At 63.3% G+C, this 19,841-nt stretch carries 17 protein-coding genes; 14 read left to right on the forward strand and 3 right to left on the reverse strand.

The genetic code is table 11. From position 1 onward, the window contains the following. Nucleotides 1–244 precede the first annotated feature (244 nt). The gene (locus BV034_RS03470; RefSeq protein ID WP_050024158.1) at nucleotides 245–1,312 is read right to left on the reverse strand and encodes a class I SAM-dependent methyltransferase; all 1,068 of its coding nucleotides are present in this window, start codon (nucleotides 1,310–1,312) and stop codon (nucleotides 245–247) included. Between the two features lie 178 nt (nucleotides 1,313–1,490). Between BV034_RS03470 and BV034_RS03475 the strand changes: the two genes are divergently transcribed. From BV034_RS03475 to BV034_RS03535, 14 genes are all read left to right on the forward strand, one after another. Continuing rightward, nucleotides 1,491–2,516, forward strand: coding sequence for a helix-turn-helix domain-containing protein (locus BV034_RS03475; RefSeq protein WP_050024160.1), 1,026 nt, complete (start codon nucleotides 1,491–1,493; stop codon nucleotides 2,514–2,516). Between the two features lie 230 nt (nucleotides 2,517–2,746). Then, on the forward strand, nucleotides 2,747–3,466 hold the full coding sequence (locus tag BV034_RS03480) for a GspH/FimT family pseudopilin (protein ID WP_265592579.1): 720 nt from the start codon (nucleotides 2,747–2,749) through the stop codon (nucleotides 3,464–3,466). Then, nucleotides 3,463–4,008 carry a prepilin-type N-terminal cleavage/methylation domain-containing protein gene (locus BV034_RS03485; RefSeq protein WP_050024164.1) on the forward strand — a complete coding sequence of 182 codons (546 nt, stop codon included), beginning with the start codon at nucleotides 3,463–3,465 and terminating at the stop codon, nucleotides 4,006–4,008. Before BV034_RS03480 ends, BV034_RS03485 begins: the two co-directional genes overlap by 4 nt. Nucleotides 4,009–4,020: 12 nt before the next feature. Next, on the forward strand, nucleotides 4,021–5,097 hold the full coding sequence (locus BV034_RS03490; protein WP_050024166.1) for a hypothetical protein: 1,077 nt from the start codon (nucleotides 4,021–4,023) through the stop codon (nucleotides 5,095–5,097). Next, entirely contained in the window at nucleotides 5,087–8,542 is a 3,456-nt protein-coding gene (locus tag BV034_RS03495; RefSeq protein ID WP_050024168.1) for a hypothetical protein, read from the forward strand. Before BV034_RS03490 ends, BV034_RS03495 begins: the two co-directional genes overlap by 11 nt. Before the next feature lie 43 nt (nucleotides 8,543–8,585). Then, nucleotides 8,586–10,049 (forward strand): sulfatase-like hydrolase/transferase, encoded by a 1,464-nt coding sequence (locus BV034_RS03500; RefSeq protein WP_050024171.1) that lies wholly within the window; start codon nucleotides 8,586–8,588, stop codon nucleotides 10,047–10,049. A 232-nt stretch (nucleotides 10,050–10,281) separates the two neighbouring features. Further along, nucleotides 10,282–11,247: an ABC transporter substrate-binding protein gene (locus BV034_RS03505; protein ID WP_050024172.1), complete on the forward strand. Its 966-nt coding sequence runs from the start codon at nucleotides 10,282–10,284 to the stop codon at nucleotides 11,245–11,247. A 9-nt stretch (nucleotides 11,248–11,256) separates the two neighbouring features. Continuing rightward, nucleotides 11,257–12,063, forward strand: a complete 807-nt coding sequence (locus tag BV034_RS03510; protein WP_050024173.1) for an ABC transporter ATP-binding protein — start codon at nucleotides 11,257–11,259, stop codon at nucleotides 12,061–12,063. After that, on the forward strand, nucleotides 12,060–12,827 hold the full coding sequence (locus tag BV034_RS03515) for an ABC transporter permease (protein ID WP_038163323.1): 768 nt from the start codon (nucleotides 12,060–12,062) through the stop codon (nucleotides 12,825–12,827). Before BV034_RS03510 ends, BV034_RS03515 begins: the two co-directional genes overlap by 4 nt. A gap of 536 nt (nucleotides 12,828–13,363) precedes the next feature. Continuing rightward, on the forward strand, nucleotides 13,364–14,074 hold the full coding sequence (locus BV034_RS03520; protein WP_050024176.1) for a FadR/GntR family transcriptional regulator: 711 nt from the start codon (nucleotides 13,364–13,366) through the stop codon (nucleotides 14,072–14,074). Further along, entirely contained in the window at nucleotides 14,071–15,525 is a 1,455-nt protein-coding gene (locus BV034_RS03525; RefSeq protein WP_050024178.1) for a DUF1501 domain-containing protein, read from the forward strand. The genes BV034_RS03520 and BV034_RS03525 overlap by 4 nt, the downstream gene beginning before the upstream one ends. A 13-nt stretch (nucleotides 15,526–15,538) precedes the next feature. After that, nucleotides 15,539–16,654: a DUF1549 domain-containing protein gene (locus BV034_RS35590; protein ID WP_265592580.1), complete on the forward strand. Its 1,116-nt coding sequence runs from the start codon at nucleotides 15,539–15,541 to the stop codon at nucleotides 16,652–16,654. 37 nt (nucleotides 16,655–16,691) lie between these two features. Continuing rightward, on the forward strand, nucleotides 16,692–17,663 hold the full coding sequence (locus tag BV034_RS35595) for a DUF1553 domain-containing protein (RefSeq protein ID WP_265592581.1): 972 nt from the start codon (nucleotides 16,692–16,694) through the stop codon (nucleotides 17,661–17,663). 65 nt (nucleotides 17,664–17,728) lie between these two features. Further along, the gene (locus BV034_RS03535; RefSeq protein ID WP_265592582.1) at nucleotides 17,729–18,703 is read left to right on the forward strand and encodes a hypothetical protein; all 975 of its coding nucleotides are present in this window, start codon (nucleotides 17,729–17,731) and stop codon (nucleotides 18,701–18,703) included. 36 nt (nucleotides 18,704–18,739) lie between these two features. Here BV034_RS03535 and BV034_RS03540 read toward each other — a convergent pair whose 3' ends face one another. Further along, the gene (locus BV034_RS03540) at nucleotides 18,740–18,979 is read right to left on the reverse strand and encodes a hypothetical protein (RefSeq protein ID WP_050024182.1); all 240 of its coding nucleotides are present in this window, start codon (nucleotides 18,977–18,979) and stop codon (nucleotides 18,740–18,742) included. Beyond that, nucleotides 18,976–19,809, reverse strand: a complete 834-nt coding sequence (locus BV034_RS03545; protein WP_050024183.1) for a hypothetical protein — start codon at nucleotides 19,807–19,809, stop codon at nucleotides 18,976–18,978. Before BV034_RS03545 ends, BV034_RS03540 begins: the two co-directional genes overlap by 4 nt. Between the last annotated feature and the right edge of the window lie 32 nt (nucleotides 19,810–19,841).

Consider the following 19,841-nt stretch of genomic DNA (forward strand, 5'->3'; position numbering starts at 1 on the left):
TCTCTGGGCACCCGGGTTGAGGGCTGAAAGCCCGGAGTCATGCCAGCCTTGGGCATCGCCCAAGGTCATTGGGGAATTGAGATGCTCAGGGCTGTAGGCCCGGTTCATTCAGGGATGTTTGTGGTGGGGAGGTTTGATGGGGCCGGGCCTTCAGCCCTCAATGAGTCTTTGATCTGCAAACCTTGGGCGATGCCCAAGGCTGCAATGAGGCCGGACCTTCGGTCCTTTTGAATCTGTGCCCCCCCTACCTCCGTGCCTCCAGCACCAGGTTGAACGGCGTTTTCACCGCGCAGCGGAACTTCGTGAACCCCGCCTTGCGGAACACCTCCGCCAGTCGCGCTTCACCCGCCTGCGCTCCCAGCACCATGTGCCCACCCTCGGACACGGCATGGGGACAGCACAGCATCGTGGAGCCCGTGTAGTAGAGTCTTGCGACAGGGGAGATGTTGTCCTCCGTGCGGTCATTGGCAAAGGGCTCCACCAGCAGCACGGTGCCACCAGGAGACAACACCTTGGCGGCATACTGCGCGGCGGCCACGGGGTCGCCCATGTCGTGCAGGCAGTCAAAGAAGCAGATCAGGCCGAACTTCTGGTCGGGGTAGTCCGTGGCTCGTGCTACCTCGAACTCCGTGTTGCCTTCCAGACCATCCTCCACGGCCAGACCGCGAGCTTCCTCAATCGAAGGCTGGTGCACATCGTACCCGTAGAAGCGTGACTTGGGAAAAGCCCGGGCCATCAGCAGGGTGGAGTGGCCGTGACCGCAGCCGACGTCGGCCACATCCATGCCTGCCTCCAGCTTTTCCACCACGCCCTCCAGCGCGGGCAGCCATTGGGACACCAGACTGCCCTTGTACGCGTTGCGGTAAAAGGCGGCGACCCCGCAATAGAGGCGGTCGTGATGCTCTCCCCAGCTTACTCCTTTGCCGCTGCGGAAGGCATGGGCGGCCTTGTCTTCATCGAACCACATGGAGGCCTGCACGCTCCACGCGTGCGGCATGAAGACGGGGCTGTCCTCATCGGCCAGCACCATCGCCTGCTCGGGGCTCAGCTCGTAGGTGCTGCTCACCGCGTGATATTGCACATAGCCTCCAGCCACCTGGCCGTTCAGCCACTCGCGCACATATCGTTCCGCGCAGTCGGCCCGGTCCGCCAGCTCTTGCGAGGTCAGAGGGCCCGCCCCTGCCATCGCCTTGTAGAGTCCCAGCTTGTGCCCCAGGCTGACGAGGATGCCTCCCGAGCTGGCTGAGAGATCGCCAATGGCGCGCATGACAAAAGATTCGAGTTTGGTTTGGTCGATCACTGGTGTACTCATGGGCTTGGTTTGCAGTTGTTGTTGTGTTTGCATGAATGCGTTTCTGTCTTCGCATGAAGCCTCGCCCACCCGCCATGGCGTCACCAGAGTCGGAAGCACCCAGAAGCGGTTCGTTTATGCCACTTTTGGGGCGTAAGGCGCAGCGGCCCGCCCGGTCATCCTCAAAGAAGACACCCTCATGACGCGACGAGTTGAACAGGTGGAAGCCGATCCCCGGCACGTCAGTCTCGTGGCCCTGCCAGACGCGGTCATCTCCACCTTGACGGGCATCTTCGATGTCTTGAACGCCTTCTCGTTCATGGATCTGCCGGTCCCCAAGAACCCTTTCAAAGTGGAGATCGTGGGGGAGTCAGCCGGCCCGTTGCAACTCGCCAGTGGGGTGCCGGTCAGTGTGCAGCGCGAGATTGCGGACATCCCCACCACCGACATCGTCATCGTGCCCTCCTTCCTGCTTCCGGCAGAGGGTTGGACCACGGGGCGCTACCCTGCCCTGGTGGATTGGTTGAAGCGCATGCACCAGGGTGGGGCCGTGCTCTGCTCCGCCTGTTCCGGGGTCTTTCTGCTGGCCGAGACGGACCTCTATTTTGGCAGAGACGCGACGGTGCACTATGGCTACGTCCAGGCGTTCGAGCGCACGCATCCCACCGTCCGCATTCACCCTGAGCGGGTGCTCACCGTGTCCGGAGATCGGGATGAACTCATCTGCTCCGGTGCGTCCATGAGCTGGCATGACATGGCACTCTACCTCATTGCCCGCTTCGTCGGGGCCACCGCCGCCCACGAGATCGCGCGCACCTTCGCCCTCCAGTGGCATCAGGATGGGCTCACTCCCTACATGGTCTTCGACGGTCGGCGAGACCACGGCGATGCGGAGATCGAAAGCGCCCAGAAATGGCTGGTGAAGAACTTCACCCTCGCCCAGCCAGTGGAGGAGATGATCAAACGCTCCCGCCTGGCGGAGCGCACCTTCAAGCGCCGCTTCACCCAGGCCACCGGGCTGGCCCCGCTGGCCTATGTGCAGCGCCTGCGGATGGAGGAGGCCAAACGACGGCTGGAGCGCACGGACACCCCGGTCGATGAAATCAGCTGGCAGGCCGGGTATGAGGACGCCGCTTTCTTCCGACGGCTCTTCAAGCGCACCACCGGCCTCGCCCCCGGAGCGTACCGCAAACGCTTCCGGATTCCCGATTTCGCCCGGTCCTGAAGTTTGGTGTTTACATCCTCAATTCCTACCAACTCAGTAGGATAAATACCCCATATTTTTAGTGGACAACTCCGGCCGCGTGAGTACCTTCAATTCACACTAACTGAGTGTACATTGATGTCGCGGACATCTTTGTCGTTTGGCCCATCCAGACAACGGAAGGCACTTCAACATCCCGACTACCCGATCTCAAAATCGAGAAGGAAGTCGAGCCGACCTGAAACCCTGTAATGTTCTCCAAACTTCCCCCTCGTACCGACACCTCTTCTACCCGCAGCCGGAAATCGCTGCGTTGCCGCCTTGCCGGGGGCTACACCATGGTGGAGATGCTGGCCGTGATCTCCGTGGTGGCCGTTTTGTCCGGCATTTCCATCCCCGCGATGCACTCGCCCACCGCCGCTGCGTCCCTCAGCACCAGCGCGCGTGAGTTCTCGAACCTGATCAGCCTGGCCCGCAGCGAGGCGATCGCCCGCCACACCGTCATCCGTTTCGCCGTCGCCACCGAGGTGACGGACGGCAGCAACACCCAGCTGCGCAAGGCCAGCCTCTGGGAGTGGAATGACGAGTCCCAGAAGTACGTCCAGCTCACCGCCTGGCAGAAGCTGCCGGAAGGTGTGGCACTGGAACCGGCTCTGCCGGAGTACATCCGCTCCTCCTCCTACGCCCAGGCCGATGGGGCCTCAGTTCGAGGTGATTACGTCACCGCCCAGGTGGGCGGCGCCAGCTTCGCCAGCCCGGATGGCGAGACCAAGATGCACTACGTCGAGTTCCTGCCCTCCGGCACCGCCCGGATCCCCGGCAGCTCTGGTCGCAATGCCCTCTTTGTCCTCGCCCCTGCCTCGGTGAACCCCGATGGCTCTTATCTCTACCACCAGGGCCGGGAGGCCGCGAACTGGGCCCAGGTCAACGTGGATACGTTGACCGGCCGTGTCCGACTCTATCGCCCATGAATGTGAAGTCAGTCCCTTCTACGACGGCCCGCCGCGGATTCACTCTGACCGAGATTGTCCTCTGCGTAGCCATCATCTCCACCGTGCTCGTCTCGGTGGTGGGCATCCTGCCAGTGGGCCTGGATGTATCCCGCAAGGCGGTGAACCACACCGTGGTGGCGACGGTGCTGGAAGATCTCTACAACCGCTTGCAGGGCCAGCGCCTGCAGGCGGGAGCCGCCACCTTCAGCCCGGCTTACTTTGATGATCTGGGCGTGTATCTGCCTTCGCCAGAAGACGGCGCAGATCTGGCAACCATTGAGCGCTACCGCACCCGACGCACTTACCGTGCCGAGGTGGTGATTACGGACTGGAACCCAGCCCCGGCCAACACCAGCAAGCTGCACGCTGTGCGTGTGAAACTTTCCTGGCCCCTGGACGGCAACGGCAATCCAGTGGGGCCCGACAATCCCAAAGCGGATGTGACCTTCGGTGTCACCTCCCTGGCTGGACAAGACTGGCAGGTCATCGACCCCCAGTTCCAGCCGAAGATCGAGCACTAAGCCCCACCTGCCATGTCTCCACATCACCATCCTGGCGGCGTCCAGGCAGGGCGGATTGCGCCCAGATTTTCCCCCTCGACCGGACGCGCCTTCTCCGGCTTCTCGCTCATTGAGCTGCTGCTCTCTGTCTCACTCCTGGCCATCCTCCTCATCGTGCTGACGTCCTTCACGGACGCTGCCCACCGCGCCTGGCGGGAAGGCCAGAGCCGCACGGAGACTTTCCAGAGCGCCCGCACCACCCTGGAACTCATGAGCCGGGAAATCACGCCCGCCGTGGTGGATACCCGCACCCAGTTCGTCATCTCCCAGGGTTCCCAGTTGACCACACGGGGAGCGCTGAATGTGGCGCCCAATTCACCTGCGGTCCTCTGGATGGCACCACTGGGTGCGAATGGAGACATGCGCTGCGTCGGTTATTACCTCTACCGCGATGAGGCGCGCAAGTTCCACCGGCTCAAGCGCATCTTCATCTCGCCCACGCTGCCCCCTGTCGGCAACGCCACCGTGGGGGCTCCGTCACCTTATTTCCCGAAATCCGTCAACCTCGCCAATCCTCGCGATCCCTCCCTGCGCACCAGCCCGATCAATGCGGACTGGTTCCTCCAGAACTGGGATGCCAAGGCCTTTGATGAGGAGGATCCCACCAATCAGGACGTGGTGGTCTCCACTGCTGCGGACGGCGTGGTGGCCTTCTGGATCCAGCCGCTGGATCTGCTTGGCAATCCCATCCCCACGGTCAAGGATGATCCGAATCACCCGGGGTCCGAACTCCTCTACAACTCTGCCGCCTATTTCCAGGTGGCCACCACGACCAAGTTCGACAACGGGAAGAGCTTCAGCTACCTGAGCCAGACTGAGCAGACCATGAAGGGCAACCGCGTGCCCGCTTCCGTGGACATCACGGTCGTCACTCTGGACAGCGCCACGCTCGACCGCGGCCTCACCTTGCCTGTCCAGACCAATGTTTACGAAACCCGCGTGCTCAATGTGGAGAAATCGGTCAACCGGTTTGAGGAAGACCTCCGGGCCCTCAACATCTACAACGCACGCACCTTCACCACCCGCGCCAAGCTCATCAATGGAAACTAAAAAACCAGCACGTCAGAAGGCCCGTCGCCGTGAATCCGGCGCCGCGCTGATCATGACCCTGTTCATCGTCGGAGTGCTTACCATCCTGGTGGTGGGCTTCCTTTCCACCATGCAGACCGAGCGCCAGGCCGCCGGTGCTTATGAGAGCTCCCAGCGCACCAAGCTGGTGGCCCAGGGGGCCGTGAGCCATGCCATCGAGCTTCTAAGAAACAACATCCCCGACCCCGCGCGTCTCAGTGAGGGGCCGGCGCAGGCCCCTGCAGAGAACTGGGTGACGAATCCTGGCCGCCTGACCCTTATCCGGCCCGGCCAGCCGGTGCGGTACGTTCCCCTTCACACCGGGGAGGTGACCGTGCAGCCACCCACCGGGGTGCTGCGTGATGCGGAGTCTGTGAACCTCAACAAGCCTCTGCCAGGAAGCACCACGCCTGCCATCGTGCCCGCCGCCACTGGTAGCACGACGCCGCCTGAGATGCGGGTGAAGTGGGTCAACTTGTTGCGTGATCCTTCCGCTGCTGCCGGCCCGGAGAACCGCTTGAGCGCACGTTATGCCTTCTGGCTGGATGATGAAACCGCGCGCCTCAACTTCAACACGGCCATCGGCAAGCCCGCGCCCGGCACCGACAACCGCTTTACCAAGCAGCTGGAAGGCGGGTTCATGCCGCCCATCTTCCTGCGGGGCGGCGATGACACCACCTCGGGTGATGGCAAGCGCACGTGGGGCCTCGGCAAACCGCAGTCGGTGAACCTGGACGTGCTGTTCAGCGATCCGACCAAGCTGATGCACGACAAGCTGCTGGCGCAGACGTTCCTGAACGGTTTTGCCCGCTTCCCGGAGGCCATCATGGACTACGCGGATGTGGCCGACCCCAAGGCCTGGTACGAGGAAAACAAGTTCAACCTCACCTTCTACAACCGCAGCCCTGAGTTCAACGCCTTTGGCCGGTCCCGGCTTTTCACCAGCTACATCCCCCTCTCCCTGGAGGCCGGTCCCAGCTATCAGCTTCCCTTCATCTATGACCCCAGCTCCACCAACGGTGCGATCACTCCCAAAGGGGTGGAAGGCACCCTGGAGGAGGGGACTCTCGCCTCTGGCCAGTTGAAGGACGATCAGATCCTGAACCTGAACTCCCTCATGGGTTTCTTCGGAGTGAACGGGGCGGACATTGCCGGACCTGAAGGCTACCTGGCGGACAAGGCGAACATGGTGAACCGCAACCAGATCCGGATGCTCATGGACTACTTCGGCAGGAAGTGGCCGGGCTATGATCGTAGTTTCCTCGATAAGTACGGCTACCTGGGCTCCTACCAGATCGCGCTCAACATCCTGCAGCAGGCCCGCATGGCCACCACGCAGCTGGATGGTGGTGTGGCGGATTTCAGCACGGCCTATGCTGCCCGCTCCACGAGCGTGAACTTCTTCCCCAACTCCGGAGAGCTGGCCGGCGCGGCGCCGGAGCGCTTCTACTGGCGCGTCAAAGATCCGGACACGAACAAAGTCGTGCTCATGCTGCCGCAGACCCCCGGCCCGCACATCACGGAGCTGCGTCTCTTTGTGCAGGCCACGAACCCCGATCCCGCGCCGAAGAACAACGCGCCTACGACCGAGAGCTCCCGCTACATCAAGTACTGGTACGAGGTGGAGTACTACATGCAGCCCTTTGGCCCCATCGTGGATCTGAAGGAGTTCCCCACCCGCATGGATTACTTTGAAATCACGGCCAAGGGCGGCGGGAAGAACCCCAGCCAGCAGTTCGGTGCCACCACCGCAGAAGATCCTCGCAATGACCGCCAGTGGCATAACAAGTTCATGAACCTGCTCGCCACCTATCCAGCGGCGAACACGCTGATCGGGCCCAAGGGGGCCAAGCTCGAAGGCACTGCGGTGCCCAACCGCGTGGTGGTGAAGAGCCCCGAGTTTGCCATCGGCAAGTTCCAGCGTGTGGACAATGACAACCCGCCCACCAACAAGAGCGATGCTCCCGCACGCAAGGATGACAAGATCACGGACCTGACCCCGGCCCAGCTGACCAACATCTGGGATCCCGTCATCTTCGACAGCTCCGTGAACGCGGGCACGGCCAAGGTCTCCATCCGCTGGCGTCCCGGTCAGGGCACCTTGGGCAATGAGAACCGTCCGCGCCAGATGATCCCGCTGGGACTGACCCCAGATGACACTTTGAAGGTGGATCTCACCGTCGATCTCAAAGACGTGGGCACGCCCAAGGTGGTGTCCTGGCAGATCGCGGATCCGAACCTGAGCTCCGATGCCGCGCAGTGGGTCATGACCGGCCCGGGCAAGGAGAACAAGATCGGCACGCCCGGCAAGATCAATGCGGGAGAGCCAGCCGAGGACTCCAGTGAGAAGAGCAAGTTCCGCTCCATCCAGCGGGCACCTGATGGGGCCAAGATCTCCGGCTACAACTATGACCGTCCGGATGAGTACGTCACCACCAGCCGTGTTTCCTCGCCCGGCTACTGGTCCCTGCTGCACACCGGCATGCAGTCCAAGACTCCATGGAGGACATTGAGCCTGGACAAGGCGGATCCGAGTGAGGGGCCTCCCGACTGGTTGCTGCTAGATCTCTTCGGCGCCACTTATCCTATGGCGCATGACCAGTGGAAGATCGACAAGAAGCTGCCGGACAGCTTCTCCACCGCCTCCTACATGGGCAGCACGGCGGGCCAGGTGAATCTCAACTCCCGCATCTATCCGCGGAACGATCACTTCAACATCCCTGATCGGCATCTCCCGCTGGAGGCGGTATTCAAGTACCTGCGCTCTGACTCAGATGTCACCAGCCTGGTGGACAACATCACCAGCTACCAGACGGACAGCCAGGTCTTTGACTACGTGGGCGAGCTTGCAGAAGTCCCCGGGTATGACGGTGGCAACACCTCCGCGTGGGCCAGGGAGTCCCTCCTGCGGAACATGGCCGGCGTGCTCACCACCCGCTCGAACACCTTCGGCATGTGGGGCGTGGCCCAGGTGCTTCAGAAGAGTTCGAGGAACATTCAGCATGATGTCTATGAGGCGGGCGACCGCGTGGTCGGTGAGAAGCGCTTCTACGCGCTGATCGAGCGCTACGTCTGGACCGGGCGTGATGGCGTGCCGGGCAACGGACACCTCAGCAATGTGGGCACCTGGGACCGGACCGCGCAGCAGACCGCCCGCCTGAGCACGGCCGATGGCATGACGGACACGCTCTTCCAGCTGCCTGGCTCACCGCCGCTCAAGCGCTCCGGAGATGGCGACCGCCTCGACCTGGATGCAGCGGGGCGCTACCCCAAGTTCGACGGTCCGGAGCCGGTGGGCATGGATGTTTATACCGCCTCCGCCCTGGGATCGGTGGAGTACACCTCCAGCTCGCTGGAAGACGCCTACAACCCCCCGCAGGCGGCCATCAAGTACCGCGTGGTTTATTTCAAATACCTCGATGAATAGGCCCCGGCTGAGGGCTTCCCGTGCAACACCCTGCTAACAAGCTATGAAAACTCGCACCTTCCTGCTGGCGCTCGCCGCTCTCGGCACGCCTGGCATCTCGCCGTGGATCGCTCCCGCTGCCACCGCCGCGGATGCCAAGAAGCCGAACGTCCTCGTCATTGTGGCCGATGACCTCGGTTACGGTGAGCTGGGCATTCAGGGCAATGCCCAGATCCCCACGCCCAACATCGACAGCATCGGCAAGAACGGAGCCCGCTTCACCAGCGGCTACGTGAGCGGCCCGTACTGCAGCCCCACCCGCGCCGGACTCCTGACCGGCAAGTATCAGCAGCGCTTCGGACACGAGTTCAATCCCGGCCCCGCCCAGAACACGGGTGAGGACGTGGGACTTTCGTTGCAGGAGAAAACCCTGGGGGACCGCTTCAAGGCCGCCGGCTACAGCACCGGCTGGTTTGGCAAGTCCCACCTGGGCAACAAGCCGGACTTCCATCCGCTCAAGCGCGGGTTCGATGAATTTTACGGCTTCCTCGGCGGCGCACATGATTACCTCGATCCCAAGGCAGACACCCAGAACCCCATCCTCCGCGGCACCGAGCCGGTGACGACGGCGGAGTACACGACTGAGGCCTTCGCCCGCGAGGCGGTGGGCTTCATCGAGAAACACAAAGCAGATCCCTGGCTGGTGTACCTGCCCTTCAATGCGGTGCACAACCCGCTCCAGGCTCCGGAGAAGTACCTCGCCCGCTTCAACGACGTGCAGGACCCCAAGCGCAAGGCCTTCTCCGCCCTGCTGTCTGCCCTGGATGACGCTGTCGGCAGCGTGCTCGGCAAGGTGCGTGAACTCGGAGTCGAGGAAAATACGCTCGTCTTCTTCATCAGCGACAACGGCGGTCCGACCCGCCAGACGACCTCCAGCAACGGTCCGTTGCGCGGCTTCAAGGCCCAGACCTGGGAGGGTGGCGTGCGCGTGCCCTGGTTGGTCCAGTGGAAGGGCAAGATCCCGGCTGGCCAGACGCTCGACCAACCGGTCATCCAGCTCGACATCCTGCCCACCGCCCTCGCGGCCGTGGGGGCTCCCGCCTCCGCAGACTGGAAGCTGGACGGCGTGAATCTTCTGCCGCTCCTCACCGGCGCCAGCAAAGACGCCCCGCATGACGCGCTTTACTGGCGCTTCGGCCAGCAGATCGCCATCCGCAAGGGTGACTGGAAGCTGGTAAAAGCCCCCGACGATGGCACCCCGCTGCCCGCCCAGGGCGGCAAGGCCTCTACCGAGGGTGCAGCTCTCTACAACCTCGCCAAGGACATCGGTGAAAGCACCGACCTCGCCTCCCAGGAACCGGAGAAGGTGAAGGAACTGGCTGCTGCTTGGGACGCTTGGAATGCCCAGCTCGTGGAGCCCAAATGGCGCCCGGCAGGCGGTGGCAAAGGCCGACAGCAGGGTCAGGGCCAGGGTGGTGGCGCTCGTCGGAAGGCGGCCGCAGCCGCGGCAGCCCCAGCCGCTCAGTAGGCGGATTGCCAGGAGGGCCTCCCCCGGCCAACTTCATTCAGCCAGCTTCCCCGCGGGGAGCTGGCTTTTTCATTGCTCGGGCTCCCAAGCGGCGCTGGGAGTCTCCCAGACGAAAAACCCGACGGAAGTGGTGTCATAACCGGCTGAGACACAAGGGTTTGGCGAACGTATTTTGGGCAAAGCATCAGTCTTGCTGGCCTTTTCCAGCATGGCGTGCTAGTCTCGCCGCCCCATGCGTCGCCGCCAGTTTCTCACCCTCTCCGCCCTCGGGCTTGCCGGACTCCCCGGCTGCCGGAAAAAGGCGGACCCTTCGGTGGTGAGATTCGGCCATTTTCCCAACGTCACTCACGTACAGGGGCTGGTGGCGCACCACCTCTCCCGCACTGGGAAGGGCTGGTACGAGGAGCGCATCGGGCCCAAGGTGCAGTGGTTCACCTACAATGCCGGACCGTCCGCCACGGAGGCTATTTTTGCCGGGGCCCTGGATGTCACCTACATCGGCCCCAGCCCGGCGCTGAATGCCTATTCGAAGTCCGGCGGCAAGGAGATCCGCGTGCTTGGTGGCGGGGCAGACGGGGGCAATGCCCTGGTGGTTCGCCCGGCGGCAGGCATCAAAACGGCGGCCGATTTCCGGGGCAAGAAGATCGCCAGCCCCCAGTTGGGGAACACGCAGGACGTCCAACTCCGGGCCTGGCTGCACGAGCAGGGGCTCAAAGTCACCCTCACGGGTGGAGACGCGCACATCCTGCCCACCCAGAATGCTGATCAGCTCGCCCTCTTCCAGAACGGCGGCATCGACGCGGCCTGGACGGTGGAACCTTGGGTCACCCGGCTCGAGGATGAGGCGGGCGGCCAGATTTTTCTTCAAGATACTGATACCAACGTCACCCTTCTGGCTGCCAGCGCCGAGCTGGTGCAGGACCGGCCAGAGGTGGCGAAAAAGATTGCGACCGCACACGCGGAGCTCACAGACTGGATCCTGGCCAACCCTGCGGAGGCCAAGGCTTATATCAAAGCGGAGCTCACTGAACTGACCCGGACCGCGCCCAAAGACTCGATGCTCGAGAAGGCGCTGGCCCGTACGCGTGTGACCAAGGAGGTGTCCCGGGAGTCCCTGGACCGGATGGTCACCAGTGCCAATAAAGTGGGCTTTTTAAAGGGCATACCCGATCTCGATGCCCTTTTCCCGAAGCTTTGATGATTCCAGATGAGTGTAACCGATGAACTTCAGAACATCGCGCCAGCCAAACTCATTGTTGAGGGCGTGTCGAAAACCTTCTCCTCCAGGAGCGGGAAAGTACAGGCGCTGGACAACGTGAGCCTCGAAGTGGGGGAGGGCGAGTTCGTCTGCCTGGTGGGCCCCAGTGGCTGCGGGAAGAGCACCCTCTTGAACTTGATTGCCGGGCTGGAGAAGCCCGACAGCGGCCGGCTCTTGGCCAATGGCAACCCGGTGAACGGTCCAGGCAGGGATCGAATGGTGATGTTTCAGGAGCACGCCCTGTTCCCCTGGCTGGATGTGACGGGGAACGTGATGTTCAGCCTGCGGCTCAAGCCGGGCCTGACCGAAAAGGAGCGCCAGGATGTGGCAGCTTATTACCTGAAGCTGGTGGGGCTGGAGCGCTTTGCCCACTCGAACATTCATGAACTCTCCGGCGGGATGAAGCAGCGCGTCGCCCTGGCCCGCGCCCTGGCTCCGAATCCCCGCGTGCTGCTGATGGATGAGCCCTTCGCCGCATTGGATGCCATGACGCGCGAGCAGCTCTACACGGACATCCAGCGCATCTGGGCGGCCCGGAAAAAGACCATCATCTTCGTCACCCACAACGTGCGCGAAGCGGTCTGTCTGGGAGACCGCGTCGTCCTCTTCAGTCGCAACCCCGGTCGCATTCGCGAGCAGTTCAAGGTCGAGCTGCCCCGGCCCCGGGACATCAACAGCGTGGAGCTCGCCGCGCATTCCACGGAAATCACGCGTGCGCTCAAGAGCCACCACGTCGCTCAGGAGGTTGCAGAATGAAGCGGGTTTTGATCATCGTCGCCTTTTTCGCAGGGCTGGTGGGCATCTGGCAGGCAGTCTGCGCTGCTGGGATCTGGTCCCCGGTGTTGCTTCCTGAACCCCTTACTGTGGGGCGTTACCTCTGGGCGGCCATTCTGGATGGCTCCCTGGCGGAGAGTGCCTGGGTCACCAGCAAGCGTCTTCTCATTGGTTACGCCATCGGTTGCCTCCTCGGTCTGCCCATGGGGCTGCTCACGGCCCGCAGCCGCTGGCTCAGTGATACCGTCGGCGTCCTGGCGCTCGGGCTGCAGACGCTGCCCAGCGTTTGCTGGGTGCCGCTCGCGCTCCTCTGGTTTGGCCAGAGTGAGGCCGCCATGCTCTTCGTCGTGGTCATGGGGACCCTCTGGTCCGTCTTGATCGCGGTGGACAATGGCGTGCGCAATCTGCCTCCTATCTATGTTCGTGCGGCGCGCACGATGGGTTCCCAGGGCTTTCATACGTTGCGGTCAGTGATCCTTCCGGCCTCGTTGCCCTACGTGGTGAGCGGCATGAAGCAGGGCTGGGCCTTCGCCTGGCGCTCCCTCATGGCCGCGGAGATCTACGTGACTATTTTGACGGGCTACGGCCTTGGCCACCTGCTGCACTTTGGTCGCGAATTGAACTCCATGGACCAGGTCATCGGCGTCATGCTCGTGATCGTGCTCATCGGGTTGCTGGCGGACAAGGTGTTGTTCTCCCCATGGGAGCGTTTCCTGCATCATCGCTGGGGTACTGCGAAGGCGTAGGGCGCATATATGTGGAGACCTCTCTGTCATCCCTTCAGGATGCCGGGCGGCGCTTTGTTTCCAGGAGTAGCTCGTGAACTCGCCCAACTCCTGGCTGACTTTGGGGATGCCTTTGACATGAGGATAAGCGCCCGCTGCAGAAGAAGCTCGTGGTTGCATTTGTGAGCATGCGAAAGGAGAGCGGAGCGGGAAGGGGATCAAGGGACGCTTGGTGCGTGAGCCGGTTGGGACAACCGGACTACGCCCGTAGCGACCTCGGATGGTCAGAGCTCAAGTCTTGAGTCTTTTGTCTTCTAGTCTTGTGTCTCCTGCGCAGCGGGCAGGGGATCAAGGGACGCTTGGTGCGTGAGCCGGTTGGGACCCCCCACCTCCTGTACGCACGAACAAGTCTCAAAACTGGATGGCGCAGCAGAGCCGCTTGGCGAGGGGACGAGACCTATACACTCACCCTCATCTTTGAACTTTGAAGTTTGTTTTTTGAAGTTTCCCTCTCCGCCTCCCGTATAACTGGTCAGACCACCCGACCACGTCCTTCTATGAGCCTTTCCATCCTCGCCCGGCCCCAGTCCCTTGTTGAAACGGTCAGCCAGCAACTGGCGCAGGAACTGTTGCGGGAGGGCGCGTCAGAGTGGCTCCCGGCGGAACGCCAGCTCGCTGAGCAGCTCGGGGTGAGCCGCAGTGTGGTGCGGGAGGCGACGAAGCGGCTGGAACTGCAGGGGCTGGTGGAGGTGCGCCACGGCATCGGCATCCGCCGGGCGGATCGATTGCACCAACCCCTCAACAGCTCCATCACCTTCCGCGTGCCGGATGAGCCGGAGCGATTGCGACAGTCCCTGGAAGCCCGGCTCGCCATCGAGCCTGAGGTGGCGCGACTGGCCGCGCACCGGGCCACCAAGGCTCAACTGGAAGAATTGCGCGAGGCGCACCAGGCGTTGCGTCCGGGCCTGTCTCTGCCGGAGGCGGTGGAGGCGGATGTGAACTTTCATCGCACCCTGGCCCGGGCAAGTGCCAATGAGGTCTTCTGCCTCGTGCTGGAGACGCTGTCCGATCTGGGGCGGGCCTCACGCGAAGCCACCATCACCCAGGCAGGTGTGCAGCGGGCGATCCGCCACCATCAGAGTGTGCTGGAAGCGGTGCTGAACCACGACGGCCCGGCGGCGGCACGGGCCATGCGGCATCATATCGAAAAGGCCCTGGAGGACCTCCAGAGCCATCAGGAAGACCAACGCAACCGTGTGGAGCGATGAAATCACCCGATGCATTCAACCGGACCGGTTCCCGGCGGGAGTTCCTCTGGAAAGGGGGCGGTGGTCTTGGGGGCGTAGCCCTGGCCTCGCTGCTTCAGAAGGCAGGGACGCTGGAGGCTGCGAACCTGCCCTCCCCGCTGGCTCTTCGTCCCTCCCCTGAGGCTGCTCCAGCCCAGCGGGTCATCCAGATCTTCTGCCCTGGAGGCATGAGCCACGTGGACTCCTGGGACTACAAGCCGGAGCTGGCCCGCCTGCATGGCCGCCCCTTTGATCTGGCCGATGGGAAGAACTTCTTCTCCGGAAAGGCGGGCAACTATGCCAAGAGCTTCTGGGAGTTCCGCCAGCATGGGGAGTGCGGCCGGTGGATGTCTTCATTGTTTCCGCGACTCTCCCAGTGTGTGGATGACATGGCCTTCATCCACTCCATGCAGAGCAAGACAGCCCTGCATGGCCCGGCCATGTTCATGATGAACTCCGGTTTCATCCTGCCGGGCTTTCCCGCCATGGGAGCCTGGGTGACCTACGGCCTGGGCAGCGAAAACGAGAATCTGCCCGCCTTTGTCGTGCTGCCAGATCCCCGCGGCCTGCCGCCGGGAGGCGTGATCAACTGGGGAGCAGGCTTCCTGCCCGCGGTCCATCAGGGCACGGTGCTGGAGACGGCGGCCGGCAAAGACCCGATTGCCGATCTATTTCCTGCAACCCAGGCCGCCCCTGTGGCCGGGGAAGGGCGCGATTTTCTCCAGTCCCTGAACCAAAGCCATCTGGCGCGGCGGGCGGGCAATTCAGAGCTGGAGGCTCGCATTGCCGCCTACGAGCTGGCAGCCAGGTTGCAGTTGAGTGCGCCTGAGGTGACAGAGTTGCGAGGCGAGACCGAAGCCACCCGCCGGCTGTATCAACTGGAAGATCCGGACGCGGGCCCCTTTGGCAGGCAGTGCCTGCTGGCCCGTCGTCTTGTAGAACGCGGGGTGCGGTTCGTCCAGATCTATTGCGGTGCGGAGAACACCACGGCCAAGAAGATCCGTCCCAACTGGGACTCGCACGAAGACATCGTGCGGGACCACGGCTACTGGGGCGCGGTTCTGGACTCTGGAGCTAGTGCCTTGCTGATGGACCTGAAGTCTCGCGGCCTGCTGGAGAGCACCCTGGTCATCTGCACCACGGAGTTTGGCCGCCAGCCTTTTGCTCAAGGAAACAACCGTGGCCGGGACCACAATCCGGGCGCCTTTACCGCCTGGCTCGCTGGAGGCGGTGTCAAAGGCGGCGTCAGCCATGGTGCAAGTGATGCCATGGGCTGGAAGGCGGAGGTATCTCCCGCCTATTCCTACGACCTTCATGCCACGGCGCTGCATCTGCTGGGCATCCCGCATGAGAAACTGAGCTACTACCACAACGGCATCTCCCGCCGCCTCACAGATGTGCACGGGGAGGTGATGGAGCAGATCATTGCGTAACTGGGAACGGCGGATGAAACTTCAAATCTCAAAAACCAAACTTCAAGTGGCGGGGCTGTTTCTCACGGCCGCGACAGGCCAGTTGAAGGCGGAGGCTCCGGTGGACTTCGCAAAAGAGGTGGCCCCCATCCTCACGGCTCACTGCACGGAGTGCCATGGGCCCAATGTGCAGAAGGACAAGGTCTCCCTCCAGCGGCGCACCCATGCGCTGGGGGTGGAGGGCTGGCGTAAGGTCATCGAACCCGGCCGGCCGGATCGCAGCCGGTTGCTGGCCATGGTGAGCGGCCCGGAGGCGGAGATGCCGAAGAACGGACCCCGCCTTTCAGAGGTGGAGGTGGCGACCCTGCGACGCTGGATTGCCGAAGGGGCTCTCTGGCCGGAGGAGCACTTCTTGAAGGAAAAAGTGCAGGACGGGCGCGACTGGTGGTCGTTGCAGCCTGTAAAGGCGGTGGCGGTGCCTCGCAGCAGAGACGCGCATCCCGTGGATGCCTTCCTCCGCGTGCGATTGCATGAGCAGGGGCTGGACTATTCTCCGCCAGTTGACCGGCGCACTTTGATCCGTCGCCTGAGCTTTGACTTGCTGGGACTGCCGCCTTCCCCGGAAGACGTGGTCATGTTCGAATCAGACGCCAGTCCGCAGGCCTACGAGAAGCTGGTGGATCGCTACCTGGCCTCACCCCGATATGGGGAGCGCTGGGCGCGACACTGGCTGGACATTGCGCACTATGCTGATACCCACGGCTTCGAGCGGGATCAGAAGCGGGAGCATGCGTGGCCTTACCGGGACTATGTGATCCAGGCGCTCAACCGTGATCTACCCTACGACCAGTTCGTCAAGCAGCAGATCGCCGGGGATGTGTTGGCTCCTGAAGACCGGGACGCGGTGATCGCCACCGGGTTCCTTGCTGCCGGTCCCTGGGACAAGGTCGGCCATGACGAGACACCCAGCCCGGTGCTCAAGCGGGCGGCCCGCGCTGATGACCTGGACGACATGGTCACGCAGGTGATTACCTCCACCATGGGGCTCACGATCAACTGCGCCCGCTGTCACAATCACAAGCTCGACCCCATTCCCCAGTCGGACTACTACCGGCTCTGGTCCGTTTTTTTCCGGGACGCAGCGGGGTGAGCGGCCGCTGCCTGCGGGCGGCAAGCTCTACGGTCCGGTGGCCAAGACCGCGGCACCGGTGCAGGTTCTGGTGCGAGGAAACACAGAGTCCCCTGCGGAAATGGTCACGCCGGGCGGGCTGTCCTGCTCCGGTCATGCGGTGCCAGACTTCGGCAACGATGCGACCCCGGAGGGCGAGCGCCGTCGCCTGCTGGCGGAGTGGATCGTGCACCCAGGCAATCCGCTCACCGCCCGGGTGCTGGTGAACCGGCTCTGGCATCACCACTTTGGCAGAGGTCTGGTGGACACCCCGAGCGATTTCGGCCGGGGCGGGGGCAAACCCTCCCATCCCGAGTTGCTGGACTGGCTCGCCGGGGAGTTTCAACGCTGCGGCTGGAGCCTCAAGCACATGCACCGCCTGCTGGTCATCAGCAGGGCCTACCAGCAGGAGAGCGGCACGGTGCAAGGGGCCTCAGTCGATGCCTCGAACCGCCTGCTCTGGCGCATGAATCCGCGCCGGCTGGATGCCGAATCCCTGCGAGACGCGGTGCTGACGGCCTCTGGCTGCCTGAATTCCGACATGGGCGGACCGGGCTACCAGGACTTCACCTATCAGGAGGCCTACGCCCCCATCTACCGTCATGTCACTGCCGACCGCCCTGGGTTGTGGCGGCGCAGCATCTACCGGTTCATCGTGAGAACCACGCCCCAGCGGTTCCTCTCCACCATGGACTGCCCGGATCCTGCCAACCTCACCCCGGCACGGCTCACCACCACCACCGCCCTGCAGGCCCTTTCCCTGCTGAACAACGAGTTCATGCTGCAACAGGCAGGGCATCTGGCCCATCGCATCGAGCGGAGGGCTGGCATGTCTTCTGAAAACCGGGGCCGGATGGCCTTTGAGCTCGTCCTGCAACGGCCGCCGAATGGCGCGGAGCTGGCGCTGGCCCTCCCTGTAGTGGAAAAAGACGGTCTGCCTCAACTGTGTCGCCTGCTCCTGAACGCGAACGAGTTTGTCCTCGTGGATTGACGCCTCGGGCAGAACCTGAAAAAAGGGGGGTGACAGATACTTAAGATCCCCTTATGATGCCCGCGATGTCGTCTGTCCCCCAAACTTCAGCCGCATCCGCGCCCAACGTCGTGTTGGGTGGAGCCGCGCTCGCGGTGGGTGCATTGATCGCTGGTGTCGCCATAGGCCGCCGTTCCCGGTGGGGCCTCGTGGTGGGGCTCGGCGTCGCTGCAGTCGCCGGGTACCAGTTGCTCAAGCAACGGCGGGAGCAGGCACTGGATCTTGAACTGGAACTGGAGCCTCCCGCGCCAGCCCCGGTGGCGCACTCGCCTGTGCCAGCACCTGTGGTTGCGTTCGCCCCAGCGCCATTGCTGGCTGAGCCTGAACCTTTTGCCCTCCCTTCGGAGGCAAAGGTCGCGCAGGAACCTGCGGTTGATCTGGCCCCGGCCGGAACCTCCCTTGCCCCTCTCATCTGGGAAGGTGGCGACAGCGGTTCTCGCTCCAGTGATGACTTGGGCGAGACCGTCTGGTTCGGTCTGCAAGATGTCGCCCTGGCGGCGGCATCCGTGCCAGAAGTGACCTCCTTCGCTCCATCGCCTGCGAGCATGGGAGAGGTCGCCCTGGAAGCTGATCTGGCCCCGGTGATAGCCTCCTTTCTCTCGGATTTCCCGCCTGCGCCCCAGCTCGAGATGCCAGCACCGCCGCCGCTGACTGCGGATGTGGCGGCATTGATCCAGGCGCTGAATCCCCCGCCGCTTACTTCCAGCCAGTTTGTAGCTGAGGCATCGGCCATGGGGGCCAGTGTATTCGCCGGAGTTTCACCTGCTTCTCAGTCGGCCATGTCTTTTGAAGATGAGGACGACAGCACCACGAGTGATCACGAATCCTTCTTGCTGGAAGACGACCAGAATGGAGGCGCTCCTGCTGGCAAAGGGGTGCCGCTGGCGGCTGCGGCCCTGGTATTGCTGAGCCTGCTCGGCTTGGGCCTGGGATTCGGCCAGATGAAGGCCGCCACGGCCCCCACGAATCCGGTGGCAGTTGTCTCTCAAGCGTCCCGGTAGGTCCGGTCTCTGCTGGCGATCACGCCTTGGGGCAGGTCAGATCGGCTTCGGTCGACGCGCCTCATTCAGGGAGCCGCACTGTGGACACGCGGTGATGGGCTTTTTCTCGGCGTTCTCGTAGATGTGCCCGCAGATGCGGCAGAGCACGAGGTCCTCGCGGGCGCGGCTTTCATCCCGACGCTCTATCCACACGGCGATGAGCCAGATCACGCCCAGGAACGTGATTCCCACGGCCATGCCAAGGAGGAGCAGGGTGGTGAGGGAGACGTGGATCATGGCGTGGCGGGATCAGCCCAATGAAGCACTGCCGTGCCCCAAGTGGGGGGGGGAGAAGCGGGCTTTCTGTTGGCTGGTGGAGCGGCCGCGAGGGGTTGAAACTGCAGCACTTGCAACTGGTCCAGTACTTGAGCGTTCGCTTGCGGCGATAGCTCGGGTTTCTCTGAGGCGTTGATGGGGAGGATGAACTCTACCCGGCCCTCGGCATCGACGCCGAGCTGGTAGCGGCAGGACGCGGGGTACTCCAGAGAAAGCTGGGAAAGATCAGGCTGCTTCATCAGCGGTCGTTTGGCGAGGTCTCCCAGGAAGCTGACGGACAGTTTGGCCTTGGCTTTGGCAGGCGGGGCGGAGACGGTTTCGTCCTTCTTTGCTGCGGGAGGTGCCTTCAACTCGCTCAGGTCCAAGGGGGGCAGCACGGTCTTGTCCACGTTCAGCAGACGGGCGGGTGGCACGGTGAAAGCCTTGTAGGGGAGATCAAGCGCGCGCAGCTGGTGGCCCTCAAAGCTCGGGTGGAACACGGGGGCGTGCTCCTGGAGGGAGGGGCCGGCAGACGCGTCGGAGTCCGACGGGAGGAGCAAGTAGTCGCGATCTTGCACCCGGCTCAGTAGCGCCATGGCCGCAGGGTCCGCAGGATTGAGCACGATCACCTGCTGCGGCACCGGGGTGAACCGCTGGGTCTGCGGATAGACCACCTGAAACAGATAGAAGAACACCGTCAGGCCCACGATCACCGTGAAGATCCAGAAGCCCAGCCGACGTCCCTGCCGCACCGGCTCGTCCCACTGGAACGTGAGCGGGTGCTGGGCGGTGTTGGAGTCTTTGGACGGCATGCGGCGGGAGGGCGGCCCATCTTACTCGGGGG

The sequence above is a fragment of the Verrucomicrobium sp. BvORR034 genome (assembly GCF_000739635.1).
GTDB lineage: Bacteria > Verrucomicrobiota > Verrucomicrobiia > Verrucomicrobiales > Verrucomicrobiaceae > Verrucomicrobium.

Bases quoted from the DNA above. Each gene is read 5' to 3' on its own strand.
- BV034_RS03470 (WP_050024158.1), bottom strand. From the start codon at position 1,312: ATGAGTACACCAGTGATCGACCAAACCAAACTCGAATCTTTTGTCATG.
- BV034_RS03475 (WP_050024160.1), top strand. From the start codon at position 1,491: ATGACGCGACGAGTTGAACAGGTGGAAGCCGATCCCCGGCACGTCAGT.
- BV034_RS03480 (WP_265592579.1), top strand. From the start codon at position 2,747: ATGTTCTCCAAACTTCCCCCTCGTACCGACACCTCTTCTACCCGCAGC.
- BV034_RS03485 (WP_050024164.1), top strand. From the start codon at position 3,463: ATGAATGTGAAGTCAGTCCCTTCTACGACGGCCCGCCGCGGATTCACT.
- BV034_RS03490 (WP_050024166.1), top strand. From the start codon at position 4,021: ATGTCTCCACATCACCATCCTGGCGGCGTCCAGGCAGGGCGGATTGCG.
- BV034_RS03495 (WP_050024168.1), top strand. From the start codon at position 5,087: ATGGAAACTAAAAAACCAGCACGTCAGAAGGCCCGTCGCCGTGAATCC.
- BV034_RS03500 (WP_050024171.1), top strand. From the start codon at position 8,586: ATGAAAACTCGCACCTTCCTGCTGGCGCTCGCCGCTCTCGGCACGCCT.
- BV034_RS03505 (WP_050024172.1), top strand. From the start codon at position 10,282: ATGCGTCGCCGCCAGTTTCTCACCCTCTCCGCCCTCGGGCTTGCCGGA.
- BV034_RS03510 (WP_050024173.1), top strand. From the start codon at position 11,257: ATGAGTGTAACCGATGAACTTCAGAACATCGCGCCAGCCAAACTCATT.
- BV034_RS03515 (WP_038163323.1), top strand. From the start codon at position 12,060: ATGAAGCGGGTTTTGATCATCGTCGCCTTTTTCGCAGGGCTGGTGGGC.
- BV034_RS03520 (WP_050024176.1), top strand. From the start codon at position 13,364: ATGAGCCTTTCCATCCTCGCCCGGCCCCAGTCCCTTGTTGAAACGGTC.
- BV034_RS03525 (WP_050024178.1), top strand. From the start codon at position 14,071: ATGAAATCACCCGATGCATTCAACCGGACCGGTTCCCGGCGGGAGTTC.
- BV034_RS35590 (WP_265592580.1), top strand. From the start codon at position 15,539: ATGAAACTTCAAATCTCAAAAACCAAACTTCAAGTGGCGGGGCTGTTT.
- BV034_RS03535 (WP_265592582.1), top strand. From the start codon at position 17,729: ATGTCGTCTGTCCCCCAAACTTCAGCCGCATCCGCGCCCAACGTCGTG.
- BV034_RS03540 (WP_050024182.1), bottom strand. From the start codon at position 18,979: ATGATCCACGTCTCCCTCACCACCCTGCTCCTCCTTGGCATGGCCGTG.
- BV034_RS03545 (WP_050024183.1), bottom strand. From the start codon at position 19,809: ATGCCGTCCAAAGACTCCAACACCGCCCAGCACCCGCTCACGTTCCAG.